This window comes from Citrobacter freundii complex sp. CFNIH4, assembly GCF_002934505.1.
GTDB lineage: Bacteria > Pseudomonadota > Gammaproteobacteria > Enterobacterales > Enterobacteriaceae > Citrobacter > Citrobacter freundii.
Genome location: NZ_CP026231.1, coordinates 4,869,503 through 4,883,492 on the forward strand (window position 1 = coordinate 4,869,503; position 13,990 = coordinate 4,883,492).

At 50.3% G+C, this 13,990-nt stretch carries 7 protein-coding genes, 1 tRNA gene, 2 rRNA genes and 1 pseudogene; 4 read left to right on the top strand and 7 right to left on the bottom strand.

Annotated features, from left to right (window positions below):
* Positions 1–142: 142 nt before the first annotated feature.
* The 3 genes from C2U41_RS24835 (at position 143) to C2U41_RS24845 (ending at position 5,443) form a co-directional block, all read left to right on the top strand.
* Positions 143–3,049, top strand: a 23S ribosomal RNA gene (locus C2U41_RS24835).
* Between the two features lie 89 nt (positions 3,050–3,138).
* Positions 3,139–3,254, top strand: a 5S ribosomal RNA gene (rrf, locus tag C2U41_RS24840).
* A 467-nt stretch (positions 3,255–3,721) separates the two neighbouring features.
* Positions 3,722–5,443: a SulP family inorganic anion transporter gene (locus C2U41_RS24845; protein WP_050489810.1), complete on the top strand. Its 1,722-nt coding sequence runs from the start codon at positions 3,722–3,724 to the stop codon at positions 5,441–5,443.
* Positions 5,444–5,663: 220 nt separating this feature from the next.
* On the opposite strand, the gene C2U41_RS24850 is transcribed toward C2U41_RS24845, so the two are convergent.
* Positions 5,664–7,325 (bottom strand): fatty acid--CoA ligase, encoded by a 1,662-nt coding sequence (locus C2U41_RS24850; protein ID WP_103848366.1) that lies wholly within the window; start codon positions 7,323–7,325, stop codon positions 5,664–5,666.
* Between the two features lie 997 nt (positions 7,326–8,322).
* Between C2U41_RS24850 and C2U41_RS24860 the strand changes: the two genes are divergently transcribed.
* Positions 8,323–8,994, top strand: coding sequence for a DNA-methyltransferase (locus C2U41_RS24860; protein ID WP_103848368.1), 672 nt, complete (start codon positions 8,323–8,325; stop codon positions 8,992–8,994).
* A 189-nt stretch (positions 8,995–9,183) separates the two neighbouring features.
* Here C2U41_RS24860 and C2U41_RS24865 read toward each other — a convergent pair whose 3' ends face one another.
* The 6 genes and pseudogenes from C2U41_RS24865 to C2U41_RS24885 all read right to left on the bottom strand — a co-directional run bounded on the left by C2U41_RS24865 (position 9,184) and on the right by C2U41_RS24885 (position 13,988).
* Positions 9,184–9,726: a recombinase family protein gene (locus C2U41_RS24865; protein WP_103848369.1), complete on the bottom strand. Its 543-nt coding sequence runs from the start codon at positions 9,724–9,726 to the stop codon at positions 9,184–9,186.
* A 518-nt stretch (positions 9,727–10,244) separates the two neighbouring features.
* A pseudogene (locus tag C2U41_RS30230) lies at positions 10,245–10,349 on the bottom strand (hypothetical protein); the annotation flags it as partial.
* Between the two features lie 56 nt (positions 10,350–10,405).
* Positions 10,406–11,356, bottom strand: coding sequence for a hypothetical protein (locus tag C2U41_RS24870; RefSeq protein WP_103848370.1), 951 nt, complete (start codon positions 11,354–11,356; stop codon positions 10,406–10,408).
* A 28-nt stretch (positions 11,357–11,384) separates the two neighbouring features.
* Positions 11,385–13,055: a site-specific integrase gene (locus C2U41_RS24875; protein WP_103848371.1), complete on the bottom strand. Its 1,671-nt coding sequence runs from the start codon at positions 13,053–13,055 to the stop codon at positions 11,385–11,387.
* A 129-nt stretch (positions 13,056–13,184) separates the two neighbouring features.
* A tRNA-Phe gene (locus tag C2U41_RS24880) sits at positions 13,185–13,260 on the bottom strand.
* Between the two features lie 152 nt (positions 13,261–13,412).
* Positions 13,413–13,988, bottom strand: coding sequence for a transcriptional regulator (locus tag C2U41_RS24885; protein ID WP_003025441.1), 576 nt, complete (start codon positions 13,986–13,988; stop codon positions 13,413–13,415).
* Positions 13,989–13,990: the final 2 nt, after the last annotated feature.

Consider the following 13,990-nt stretch of genomic DNA (forward strand, 5'->3'; position numbering starts at 1 on the left):
CTTTAAAAATCTGGATCAAGCTGAAAATTGAAACGACACACTGTTTCATTTCTCCGTAATAAGAAATGAAAAGCGGTGTGTTCGAGTCTCTCAAATTTTTGCAAGTCGATGATGAATCGAAAGAAACATCTTCGGGTTGTGAGGTTAAGCGACTAAGCGTACACGGTGGATGCCCTGGCAGTCAGAGGCGATGAAGGACGTGCTAATCTGCGATAAGCGTCGGTAAGGTGATATGAACCGTTATAACCGGCGATTTCCGAATGGGGAAACCCAGTGTGATTCGTCACACTATCATTACGTGAATACATAGCGTAATGAAGCGAACCGGGGGAACTGAAACATCTAAGTACCCCGAGGAAAAGAAATCAACCGAGATTCCCCCAGTAGCGGCGAGCGAACGGGGAGCAGCCCAGAGTCTGAATCAGCTTGTGTGTTAGTGGAACGGTCTGGAAAGTCCGACGGTACAGGGTGATAGTCCCGTACACCAAAATGCACAGGTTGTGAACTCGAAGAGTAGGGCGGGACACGTGGTATCCTGTCTGAATATGGGGGGACCATCCTCCAAGGCTAAATACTCCTGACTGACCGATAGTGAACCAGTACCGTGAGGGAAAGGCGAAAAGAACCCCGGCGAGGGGAGTGAAAAAGAACCTGAAACCGTGTACGTACAAGCAGTGGGAGCCTCTTTATGGGGTGACTGCGTACCTTTTGTATAATGGGTCAGCGACTTATATTCTGTAGCAAGGTTAACCGTATAGGGGAGCCGAAGGGAAACCGAGTCTTAACTGGGCGTTAAGTTGCAGGGTATAGACCCGAAACCCGGTGATCTAGCCATGGGCAGGTTGAAGGTTGGGTAACACTAACTGGAGGACCGAACCGACTAATGTTGAAAAATTAGCGGATGACTTGTGGCTGGGGGTGAAAGGCCAATCAAACCGGGAGATAGCTGGTTCTCCCCGAAAGCTATTTAGGTAGCGCCTCGTGAATTCATCTTCGGGGGTAGAGCACTGTTTCGGCTAGGGGGTCATCCCGACTTACCAACCCGATGCAAACTGCGAATACCGAAGAATGTTATCACGGGAGACACACGGCGGGTGCTAACGTCCGTCGTGAAGAGGGAAACAACCCAGACCGCCAGCTAAGGTCCCAAAGTCATGGTTAAGTGGGAAACGATGTGGGAAGGCACAGACAGCCAGGATGTTGGCTTAGAAGCAGCCATCATTTAAAGAAAGCGTAATAGCTCACTGGTCGAGTCGGCCTGCGCGGAAGATGTAACGGGGCTAAACCATGCACCGAAGCTGCGGCAGCGACACTATGTGTTGTTGGGTAGGGGAGCGTTCTGTAAGCCGTTGAAGGTGTATCGTGAGGTATGCTGGAGGTATCAGAAGTGCGAATGCTGACATAAGTAACGATAATGCGGGTGAAAAACCCGCACGCCGGAAGACCAAGGGTTCCTGTCCAACGTTAATCGGGGCAGGGTGAGTCGACCCCTAAGGCGAGGCCGAAAGGCGTAGTCGATGGGAAACAGGTTAATATTCCTGTACTTGGTGTTACTGCGAAGGGGGGACGGAGAAGGCTATGTTAGCCGGGCGACGGTTGTCCCGGTTTAAGCATGTAGGCGGAGGTTCCAGGTAAATCCGGTACCTTTTTAACGCTGAGGTGTGATGACGAGGCACTACGGTGCTGAAGTAACAAATGCCCTGCTTCCAGGAAAAGCCTCTAAGCATCAGGTAACACGAAATCGTACCCCAAACCGACACAGGTGGTCAGGTAGAGAATACCAAGGCGCTTGAGAGAACTCGGGTGAAGGAACTAGGCAAAATGGTGCCGTAACTTCGGGAGAAGGCACGCTGATATGTAGGTGAAGTGATTTACTCATGGAGCTGAAATCAGTCGAAGATACCAGCTGGCTGCAACTGTTTATTAAAAACACAGCACTGTGCAAACACGAAAGTGGACGTATACGGTGTGACGCCTGCCCGGTGCCGGAAGGTTAATTGATGGGGTTATCCGTAAGGAGAAGCTCTTGATCGAAGCCCCGGTAAACGGCGGCCGTAACTATAACGGTCCTAAGGTAGCGAAATTCCTTGTCGGGTAAGTTCCGACCTGCACGAATGGCGTAATGATGGCCAGGCTGTCTCCACCCGAGACTCAGTGAAATTGAACTCGCTGTGAAGATGCAGTGTACCCGCGGCAAGACGGAAAGACCCCGTGAACCTTTACTATAGCTTGACACTGAACACTGGTCCTTGATGTGTAGGATAGGTGGGAGGCTTTGAAGTGTGGACGCCAGTCTGCATGGAGCCATCCTTGAAATACCACCCTTTAATGGCTGGTGTTCTAACGTGGACCCGTAATCCGGGTTGCGGACAGTGTCTGGTGGGTAGTTTGACTGGGGCGGTCTCCTCCTAAAGAGTAACGGAGGAGCACGAAGGTTAGCTAATCCTGGTCGGACATCAGGAGGTTAGTGCAAAGGCATAAGCTAGCTTGACTGCGAGAGTGACGGCTCGAGCAGGTGCGAAAGCAGGTCTTAGTGATCCGGTGGTTCTGAATGGAAGGGCCATCGCTCAACGGATAAAAGGTACTCCGGGGATAACAGGCTGATACCGCCCAAGAGTTCATATCGACGGCGGTGTTTGGCACCTCGATGTCGGCTCATCACATCCTGGGGCTGAAGTAGGTCCCAAGGGTATGGCTGTTCGCCATTTAAAGTGGTACGCGAGCTGGGTTTAGAACGTCGTGAGACAGTTCGGTCCCTATCTGCCGTGGGCGCTGGAGAATTGAGGGGGGCTGCTCCTAGTACGAGAGGACCGGAGTGGACGCATCACTGGTGTTCGGGTTGTCATGCCAATGGCATTGCCCGGTAGCTAAATGCGGAAGAGATAAGTGCTGAAAGCATCTAAGCACGAAACTTGCCCCGAGATGAGTTCTCCCTGAGACTTTAAGTCTCCTGAAGGAACGTTAAAGACGATGACGTTGATAGGTCGGGTGTGTAAGTGTAGCGATACATTGAGCTAACCGATACTAATGAACCGTGAGGCTTAACCTTACAACGCCGAAGATGTTTTGGCGAAGAGACGACATTCAGCTTGATACAGATTACATCAGAACGCATAAGCGGTCTGATAACAGAATTTGCCTGGCGGCTGTAGCGCGGTGGTCCCACCTGACCCCATGCCGAACTCAGAAGTGAAACGCCGTAGCGCCGATGGTAGTGTGGGGTCTCCCCATGCGAGAGTAGGGAACTGCCAGGCATCAAATAAAAGCGAAAGGCCCGGTCGAAAGACCGGGCCTTTTGTTTTATCTGTGGTCTGTCGGTGAGCGCTCTCCTGAGGAGGACAAATCCGCCGGGAGCGGATTTGAACGTTGCGCAGCAACGGCCCGGAGGGTGGCGGGCAGGACGCCCGCCATAAACTGCCAGGCATCAAATAAAGTGAAGAAGCCCATCCTGACGGATGGGCTTTTTTGCGTGTGTGCGGGGTAAAACCGCCGGGCTGAACGTATTGTGCAGGCCTGATAAGCGCAGCGCATCAGGCAGATCACGACACCGCACCATCGGGTGCAAAGCAATATCCTGAGCCTCCATAACACAAGCCATTCTGCGGCATACACGATAAACACCCAATCTGAATTATCTGTATTACCTCCCGGAAATATCAGGATCTCCTGCGACAGTTACGTGTACCTTTATCTATTAGTAAGGGTCTATCCGGAGAATAAAGTGTTCGGAAAAATGGTATTAAACTACATGCCGGGTCTAAAAAATTTATTAGCGTACGATAAAAGCTGGCTAAAACATGATGTTAAAGCCGGGTTATCCGTTGCTGCCGTAGCACTACCGGTTGCGATTGCTTACGCTGAGTTGGCGGGAGTCGGGGCTATCGTCGGGTTATATTCCTGCGTTTTGCCAATGCTAGCTTATGCACTGTTTGGTTCTTCCCGCCAATTGATTGTTGGCCCTGATGCCACGACCTGCGCGGTAATTGCGGCAGTTGTGGTTCCTCTTTCTGCCGGAAATCCAGAACTCCACTGGCAGTTAACAATCGTCATGACCGTGATGATGGGAGGATGGTGTCTACTTGCCAGTAAGTTTCGCCTGGGTGCGCTTGCTGATCTGCTTTCTCATCCCATTCTAACGGGGCTGCTTAACGGCGTTGCCGTGACGATTATTGTCGGGCAACTCGGTAAGGTGCTGGGGATTACGCTTGATGAAGAGCAAGTGATAGAGAAGATTATTGCCCTGCCAGGCCGACTCTCGGAAATTCATTTATTAACCTTAGGGATCTCCATCCTAACGTTAGCGATTTTAATAGCTATCAAAACGTTTCGTAGCCAATGGCCAGCACCGTTGATTGCAATTGTGATAACAACGGCGCTGGTATGGATCACATCTGCACAGCAGTATGGTATTGCCACTATTGGGGGATCGGGCTTCCAGTCTGGTTTGCCTGTTGTTCACTGGGGCTCATTTCAGCCTGGTCTGGCGCGTGATTTATTGATCCCTGCGCTGAACCTGGCATTAGTCAGTTTTGTTAGCCTGATGCTAACCGCTCGCAGTTTTGCCGCGAAAAATGGATACGAAATAAATGCTGATGCTGAGTTCAGGGCTTTGGGTGTTGCGAATCTGATGTCTGGCTTATCTCAGGGGTTTGCGATTAGCGGAGCCGATTCCCGGACTGCGGTAAATGACTCCACCGGAGGGAAAAGCCAGCTGGTTTCCGTTGTTGCAGCCTTAATCATCGGAATTGTCGTGGTATTTTTCACGCAGCCATTACCATTTATTCCGGTATCTGCATTAGGCATTGTTCTAATTTATGCATCGTGGTCATTGATTGATTTACGCGGACTCTGGAATCTGAGGCGAAGAAATAAACCCGCATTTCGCCTGGCGTTCTTCACCTTTGGCTGTGTTCTGATTATTGGTGTTATTCAGGGGATCGGCCTTGCGGTATTGCTGGGTCTGTTGCAGTTCCTGCGCACAGTTTTTCGTCCTACTGAACACTTATTGGGAATTGACGAAAATGGGATGATTCACTCATTAGGTAATTCAACTGATGTGAAAATGATCCCTGGCGTGTTGATGTACCGATTTAACTCACCGCTGACCTATTTTAATGTGGCCTATTTTAAGCGCCGCGTTTTGAATTTAGTCGATGGTGCAGTACTACAACCTAAATGGGTGGTCATTGACGCCGTTTCTTGCTTTACCTATTCAGATATCAGCGTCCTGGCAACCATTAATGAGTTAAAACGGGACCTGAAGGGGCGGCAGATTAAGTTAATTCTTGCGGGCCGGAAAACGGAGTTAACACGCTGGTTTAAAGAGAGTCGACCGACAATGAAGGACGACGACATGATTCTGGCACCAGACCTTTATTTGGCGCTGCGGTTTATTCAAAGCAAAGAAAGCATGAGTGATGGTGAATCTGGCGTTGTTGAATAAAGCAGATTTAGGTAAATGATCAGGCTGAATGGAAGGCGCTGAGGACGGGTTTTTCGTCCAGCAGGACCTGACATCGACCAGAACCCCATGTTGCTAAAGGGGGGATCAGCATCCGCCCGGGGACGGTGAGTTCCCCGGCAGAGCATTGATATCGGCAAGCTACCTGAAATATAAGCAGTGTGACTGTTGTTAACCTTACGCTGTGAATGCGACAGATCGCTTAAATGATATCCTTCCCATTGCTGGCTTCGAGCTCCCGAATCAGGCGCTTGTTGATCTTGCCAACGCTGGTTTTGGGAATATCCGGGACTATCCTTATCTGTCGTGGGATCGCCCATTTAGTGATGTGGCCGCGGTCGACGAATCCTTGTAGATGTGTCGCTATGGCTTGCGGCTCCAGATCCTCCCCTTCCTTGCAAACCACCAGAGCCAGGGGGCGTTCGCCCCACTGCTCATCAGGTATCCCGACGACGGCTACCGACCTGACCGCCGCGTGTGAGCTGATGAGGCTCTCCAGCTCCAGCGTGCTTATCCACTCACCACCCGTCTTGATTACGTCTTTGATGCGATCCTTGATTTCCACTATCCCATGGGGATCGATAGAGGCTATGTCGCCGGTGTGCAGCCAACTGCCATTCCATAGCTCAGCCCCTTTCTCGGGTTCCTTCAGGTAGCCCTGAGTCAACCAAGGGGCTCGCACCACTATTTCGCCCAGGGCTTCTCCGTCGTGCACCACCTCCCGACCTTCGCCATCGACGATACGCAGATCCACCAACGGGACAGGCAGGCCGGTCCGAATCCGCAGGGGTAACTGTTCATCCATGGGAAGGGCCAGCTCGGCATCGCTTAAGTGGGTCATACAGAGCAGGGGACAGGTCTCAGACATGCCATAGCCGGCGTGAATGCGTATGCCCCTATGGTGGGCCTGTGTCGCCAGTCCAAGGGACAGTGAACTGCCACCGAGTAACATCTTCCATCCTGACAGATCAGTCTGCGTGGCTTCTTCGCACTCAAGGATCATCTGCAAAATGGTTGGCACACAATGCGAGAAGGTCACACCCTCATCGTGATAAAACCGCACCAGTTTGTTGGGTTCGTAACGACCGGGGTATACCTGCTTCACACCCAGCATTGTTGCGACATAGGGAGCGCCCCAGGCATGCACGTGGAACATAGGGGTGATCGGCATGTAGACATCGTTCGATCGTAGCAGCGACTGTCCCTCGTGGGCAGCCAGGAGACCCAGCTCATTGAGCGTGTGCAGGACCAGCTGGCGATGGCTGAAGTAGACTCCCTTGGGATTGCCCGTGGTTCCAGTGGTATAGAACAAGGTAGCTATCGAGTTTTCATCGAAGTCGGGGAAGTCAAAGAGTTCTCCCGCTGCGGCCAGCAGGGTCTCATATTCCCCGAGCACCGGCAGGCTGGTCGCCTTCGATTCTTCGTCGCTAAGCTGGATGTATCCCCGGATAGTGGTCAGCGTCTCTGCCAGTGACTCGACAACCGGCAAGAAGTCGTCGTGCACCAGTACCAGGTTGTCCTCGGCATGATTCATGGTGTAAGCGATTTGGTCCGCCGAGAAGCGGACGTTCACCGTGTGCAGCACGGCACCAATCATGGGTACCGCGAAGAAGCACTCGAGGGCGCGATGGCTGTCCCAATCCAGCAAGGCGACGGTGTCTCCAGGCATGACACCGGCCGCTGTCAGCATGTTTGCCAGGCGATGAATGCGCTGTTTGAGGGTACGATAGTCGTAACGGAGCTTATCGGCGTAGACGATTTCTCGCTCGGGATGAGAACGCCCACCCGACAGCAGTAGGCTCTTGATCAGCAACGGATAGGCATGAGCCCCCTGCGCTGGCTGTATGATTTTTGTTTTCACCATCCAGATTCCTCGTTGACTCACTATTTGCTCGGTATGATGGCAATTGTAGATTAAGGTTGGCCTTTACTCCCTGGCGTTTGCTTCAGATATCGAGGCGGCGACCAGTTCCAGCCCCTGGGGATGAATGTGCGTACCTTGCAACGCGATCGGGTTATTCGCTACCTGCAGAATCCTGGCTACTCTATGCCCAGTTCCTTCACCCGCTGGTTCAGTGCCCAAGGCTGTTCAGATAAATTACTCAAATCTGGCCTACGGTTAAGCACGTCAGAAAAGGAGGTGTGCCTGATACCGCTATATTTTTTGCAGTACCATCGTGGTCTCACTGAAAGGTTTAACTGGCGTGATGAGGTAGGGTAGGAGTCGCAGTGGACAGAACGATCAGAAATCTAGCAGAACCCTGAAAGCAAAAAACCCGCCATAGGCGGGTTCTTCTGAATAGTGGTGCCCGGACTCGGAATCGAACCAAGGATTCGTTTCTAAAACAACGAAATCACCGAATAACAGTAAGTTACCTATACGCTTCAATTCCGAATGTACCACCGCTCTGTACCATTACTCAAGCTTTCTTAGCGGGAAATCATGAACGTTTATTTTATGTGATAACCTCCCAAAATTTGGGACCGTTAATAGTTGACTAAGTTTAGTCAATCCTCGATAAAGTTAGATTTCAGGATTTCTCTTACGAGCGAATCATTTTTATCAGGTTTGTAAAGGAGTTACAGATGGCGAAATGTAGTTGTTGTGGTAAGGTACTGAACCGCGGGATTTGGACTGCCGATGGCAAACATAAAAGCTGTCCGTTGTGTTCAGCTACGCATGGGGTACAGCACGTCTTCCGACGTTACCCTGAGGATTTTGGCACTACTGATGCCCGAGTCACGGCGTCAAATCCTGATGGTGCTCAGAGTTATTGTATTGACTGTCGCGGAGTTGATACAGGACAACCATCTCCGGTCGATCTCACCAAACAGAGATTGTGTAATACAGTGAAAACTTAATGATTTTAAATCAATTAGATGCAGTCGAGTGGTTGAAGACACTCCCTTCTGGGAGTGTTGATCTGTTTGTCACAGACCCTCCGTATGAATCCCTAGAAAAACATAGAAAAATCGGTACAACAACACGGTTAAAAGTTAGTAAATCTTCGAGTAATGAATGGTTTGCAATCTTTCCAAATAGTAGATTTGGAGAGCTTCTGACTGAAATGTACCGAGTTTTGAAAAATAATCGTCATTTGTACATTTTCTGTGATCAGGAAACGATGTTTCATTTGAAGCCAGTTGCCGAAGAGGTTGGGTTTAAGTTCTGGAAGCCGATCGTTTGGAACAAGATGGCCATCGGTATGGGGTATCATTACCGCGCCAAGTACGAATTTGTCCTGTTTTTCGAGAAAGGGAAGAGAAAACTCAATAACTTAGGCATACCCGATATTTTAGAAGCCAAGAGAGTCATGCGAGGTTATCCGACAGAAAAACCAGTTGATCTCATTAAGGTTTTGATCGAGCAAAGTACGATTCAGGGTGAGTCTGTATGTGACCCGTTTTTTGGCTCTGGCTCTGCCCTGATTGCAGCTGCTGAGCTGGACCGTAATTTTTTGGGAAACGATATCTCTTCATCAGCACATGATTACTTTAAACAAAGATTGTCTGACTCGTTTCCGGGAAACTAACGTTTTTTGCTCGTTGGTACGCCTTTCGTCATAACTTTAAGGCTATAACCCGACAGCTGAAGGCATAAGGAGGTTAGGTTGTTACTGCGTACTTAGTCGACCAAATGAGGCCATTACGAGTTCCAATTCCTAACCTCAAATCCTTTTAAATCAATCTGTAGCTGTCATTTGTGGTACTGGTTGATGTGCTCATTCATTGCGAATAATCCGATAAATGCTAGTGATGCCAATCCCCAACTGGCGGGAGATTTCTGGCTTACTCAGCCCTTTTTCCAATAGCTCGATGACTTCTTGAGATCTACTTCTTGCAGTCGCTTTCCGGCCCTTGTACTTGCCCTTGAGTTTCGCCAGTGCGATACCTTCGCTTTGGCGTTCCAGCATCATTTCACGCTCAAATGTGGCGATAGCTCCAATCATGGTCAGCATGAGCTTTCCGGTCGGGGTTGCCGTGTTGATACCGATGTTGAGAATGTTCAGTGCGACACGTTTGTTTTGCAGATATTCAGATACTTCTAGTAGATGGCGGGTATTACGGGCTAGTCTGTCCAGTTTCGTGACCTGCACTGTGTCGCCTTCTCGGACGAACTCGAGCATAGCCAGCAGTTCTGGACGATCGTCTTTTGCCCCACTGATTTTTTCCCTGAATATCTTCTCACATCCGGCGAGGGTAGCGAGTTGTGCATCTAGGCTTTGTCCAGTGGTTGAGACACGGGCATAACCGACTATTGCCATAGTGGACTCCTTACCCTGCCAATAGACTCATCACCCCTGCAAAGGCCTGCCAAAATCCCAAAACGACCCTGTGGCATGTCCTGAGAGGGCATTCCATCATTGTGCTAGCGGCAGATCTTTAGGGCATGGTTATTGGCAGGGGAACAATAAGTTAAGGGGAAGGGGTCATGCCGTTTCTGGTGGCGGGAAACCCGATGATATAGCTTTCAGGATTGCAGCCAGAAAGGCGGCCAGTGCTGCCCTAGCGGCTTGCCATAAGATACGCTTCAGATTCATTCTACGGCCCTCCGGTAATCATCTCGCTGCGATAGGGAGAGGCTATATCTGAGCGGCTCATGAGGCTTCTGAGAGCGTTTTAAGGGATGGTAGTACATTGTGTATCTCCTGTGTGGTTATAAACAACTTTCTTATACCGACACAGGGGGATTTCATTGATTTGCAAGCCATACCGGTCTTGTCAGGAGAGTGAAGAGTTGCACTTTTTCGGTACCTCTTTCAGTCACCGATTTCGCTACCATCTAGAGGTTACTCATCTTTAAATAGCTGAGAGAAAGAGTGAATTTGAGTAGTGAATAATGATAACTATAGAATCCTATATAAGTGTCTTGAGGTGGGGTTTCAAAGGTTACAACGTTTGGATTGAAGAAAACCCCAAGCTGCGGGGCTTTCTTTGTAACTTTTACTGTAACCTGCCCGTCTTAATCCCGTACGCTCTGAGATACGCCCGCTGGAAGCGGATATCACGCGGTTTCTCATAAGGTATACCAAGCCGTACAAGCAGGTTTTCCATTTCGCGGAGAGGCTGTGCAGGGCGTTTCAGCAGAAAGCTACACATGTTTTGCTCTGCATCGTAAGCATTTCGCACAGATACGCTGTTTATCCGTATCTCAGGACCTGGACGAGCAGTACACGCTTTCCGCAGGCAGTGAGCATAGCCATCTTCCAGCCGGATAATCTGATTTAAGGTCTGAATGGCCTCTAACCATGTATCCTGCTCCTCATGCCGGACCCGGATTAACTTGATTTCTGGATGATTTTTACGAAACCAGTTATCTCTCTGTTTGTCAGCTTTCCTGTATCGCGGCAGTTTGTGAGCTTCCTCGTCAAATTCAACAACGCTGTGGCGTTTGTTGGTCGAGCCGTCAGGTGCGTCAAACTTTTCCGTAACGAAAAAGTCCACACGGTAGTTACCAATTCGCTTTTGCTTCTCGATCTCATAGTAGGTCGCATAAGGAGAATGTTTCCCGAGGTAGGCCAGTGCATCACGCAGTTGCTTTCCAAACTGACCTTCAAGTTTGCTCTCAAAAGCCGGAACCGGCAGTTTTAAACCAGTATGTTGTTCAATCGCCTCGATCAAAGGCACATTATCACTGCTGTGTACGCTATATGTGAGTAAAGCGAGGGCATCACCAGCGTAAAACCAGCCATTTCTGTCAGGGAAATGACCGTTAATGAGCCCGGAAGTGCAGTACGACAGGACATTTTTGGGGGCCCCTAGCAGCCTGCCGTGTGTCCGTTGCATCCATTGCGTGAATCTTTTCGCCTGCGGTGTCACTTTTCGTAGAAATTGAACTGAAATTTGGGGCTGTTCATCGACAACCTGCCAGTCTGAGTCAGGAATACGTAACATTTTGATAATCTCCAGTAAGTTGCCGTGCTTATACCGCTAAAAGCCACTTTTTCAGCCGCTCCAGCTCTAATCTGGGGATTTGTTCAATGACGCTACGCTGTGCTTGTACACTTGTCTCACCATAACCGTGACTGGCCTTCGCTCTGTCAGATAAATTTTCGTTATGTCCGAGAATGCTGTCCTGGATTTCCTCGCGGACGTTCAGATCTCGGCATAGCGTAACGAGCGTATGGCGGAAACTGTGGGTAGGCTTGATGCCTTCCCGCGTCAGGCCGTGCTTACGAATGTAGTTGCCCCACCAGCGGCCATAGTTGTAGGAGTATTTCCGGTTCACTTCGGACTTATCGGCAAAGAGCTGATTGGTGCTGGGCTGCACGAAATCAAGGAAGCCCAACTCAATCAAGTGACTGTGTATCGGGAACTGGCGTGTGTTACCCATCTTGATCGACTGGCCTTCACCCATTGTCAGCCTGAAGCAGGGTGTACCGTCCACCTCCACGATGTCGCCCTTACGGAGCTGGGCGATTTCCTCAACGCGGGCACCGCAGTAGTAGAGAATTATCGGTATCCAGTATGCCATAGCCCCATACGGCGTTTCTTCACCGTGGAACACGGGCAGAGAGAAGATGCGGCTGATTTCATCGCGACTGAAAGACCTGACGACTGTCGGGCCAGCGAAGACCTTACGTTTCTTCAGCTTGCCTAGCGGGTTCTCTGTTAGCTTGCCGTCCTCTACCGCGACGCGGAAGACCGAAGACAGCTCTTTAAGTATATTTTCAACTCGGACAGGGCTGATTTTTTCACCTTCAGCGTCCACCTGCTTGTACAGTGGCAGTAACCGTACCGCCTTAGAAGGACGGGATGGGAGCTTTTCGAGCAGGTTACGGAAATCGGCGAGGTCAGTAACGGTGATATCCTCTACGGCCTTCTGCCCGATAAACTCAATGAAGCGATTTGCCGATGTTGTGTAGGCGATAATCCGACTTTCTGCACGCAGTGGTTCATGACGCTGAACGTGTTCTTTATAGCGTTCAAACAGGTCAGTGAAGGTGAGGGCTTTAGGCTTTTCTTCAGGTAGCGAATCCAGACCTTTGCTTTTGGCGTAAAGTCGGGGACGGAGATTCAGAAGATAGGCATTTGTCAGATCGCTACGTCGTTCGGCCAGCCGCCATGCCAAACGGTTCCGCCATAGCGGAGTTAGGACGACAGGTGTGTATTCGAGAGCTTCATCCAGCTCGAAGGCCATCAGCCTGCAAATTGATACATCACGTTCTTCCTGCCATGTCTCTGACTTATAGCGGGGTTTACGCTCACGGTCCTCCAGCCAGTCGTGAATTAGCTCGTTTTCAGGGGAGTGAGCCAGTCCCGTTTTACCGTTGTACCGTTCCTCAACGATATACCGCTCCCGGATAAGCTCGTCATTCTGCATCGTCTTTGATGCCCATACACCGGCGATCAGCTCGATATCCGCATCAGTTAAGGTCTGCTCAGCTTCGAGCTGTTTTTCAGCCTGCCTGAGTATCAGGTCGATCTGGATGATTTTGGCGGGTGCACGAGTTCTGGCCTCACTCACGTCTTTAGTATCAAGAGTGAACTTGATTTCCCGTTTATCAAGGATGCCTTGTAGGTGTTTGGGGACGGCTTTACGAACGTGGTAAACGCCGAAACGGTTCTTTGTTGGCTGTATCATAATGCCCATTTTGTACCACCTTTCTGTACCACCGGGAAGCGGGGCCGGAGGAAATTAAAAAGAGGTAACTACTGGTAAACCAACAAGTTGTTGACTCAAAAAGCAAAAACCCCCGCCGAAGCGAGGGTTATAAATGAGTGGTGCCCGGACTCGGAATCGAACCAAGGACACGGGGATTTTCAATCCCCTGCTCTACCGACTGAGCTATCCGGGCAACGGGGCGCATTAAACCGTATTCACGTCTGTCAGTCAATCAAATTTCTGGAAACATTGTTCAACCGCTTAATATTGCGGCAATCTGCATGGTTATGCCTGAAGTTTGCACAAATCTCCCCGACAGATGCGGCTAAAACAGATAATGCTCGCTTAGGTCAGCGCACCGCCCATTCGGCACTGGGCAAAGCGTAGGATATCTTCAGCCAGGTGGTGTGCCGTTTCGACATCAGCATGACTACGATTAACCAGCATGCGGCTCAGGCAGCCTTCCAGCACCAGTTCCATCTGTTTGGCGACCATTGCCGGGTCGTCAACTTCCAGCGTCGTGAGCAGTTCATGGGTGAAGTCATGTGCTGCCTTTTTTTGCTGATCGGCTAACTGATGGATCGGATGCCCGGGATCGGGGTAAAACGTACAGGCGGCGATGAACAGACAGCCGGGATAGCGATTATTGCTCACGCATTCGGACAGTGCGGTGTAGCGCGCCAGTAATTTCTGCTCAGCGCTCAGGGTGTCATCCAGCAAAAGCTGACGCCGCCAGATATCCACCCGCTGGCTGAGGTAACGTAGCGCATCGTACAGAATGGCCTCTTTATCGGGCCAAAAGCGCTGCAGTTCATCCAGAGGATAATCGATACGTTCGGCCACCATTTCCAGCGTGGTATTGGCTATCCCTTGCACCTCAAGTAATTTCAGGGCTTCTCCCAGGACATCTTCACGTTGCACGG

What these genes read in the sequence shown, in the direction of transcription:
- C2U41_RS24870 (WP_103848370.1), bottom strand. Translation starts at nt 11,356, where the DNA reads ATGTTACGTATTCCTGACTCAGACTGGCAGGTTGTCGATGAACAGCCC.
- C2U41_RS24860 (WP_103848368.1), top strand. Translation starts at nt 8,323, where the DNA reads ATGATTTTAAATCAATTAGATGCAGTCGAGTGGTTGAAGACACTCCCT.
- C2U41_RS24875 (WP_103848371.1), bottom strand. Translation starts at nt 13,055, where the DNA reads ATGGGCATTATGATACAGCCAACAAAGAACCGTTTCGGCGTTTACCAC.
- C2U41_RS24865 (WP_103848369.1), bottom strand. Translation starts at nt 9,726, where the DNA reads ATGGCAATAGTCGGTTATGCCCGTGTCTCAACCACTGGACAAAGCCTA.
- C2U41_RS24850 (WP_103848366.1), bottom strand. Translation starts at nt 7,325, where the DNA reads ATGGTGAAAACAAAAATCATACAGCCAGCGCAGGGGGCTCATGCCTAT.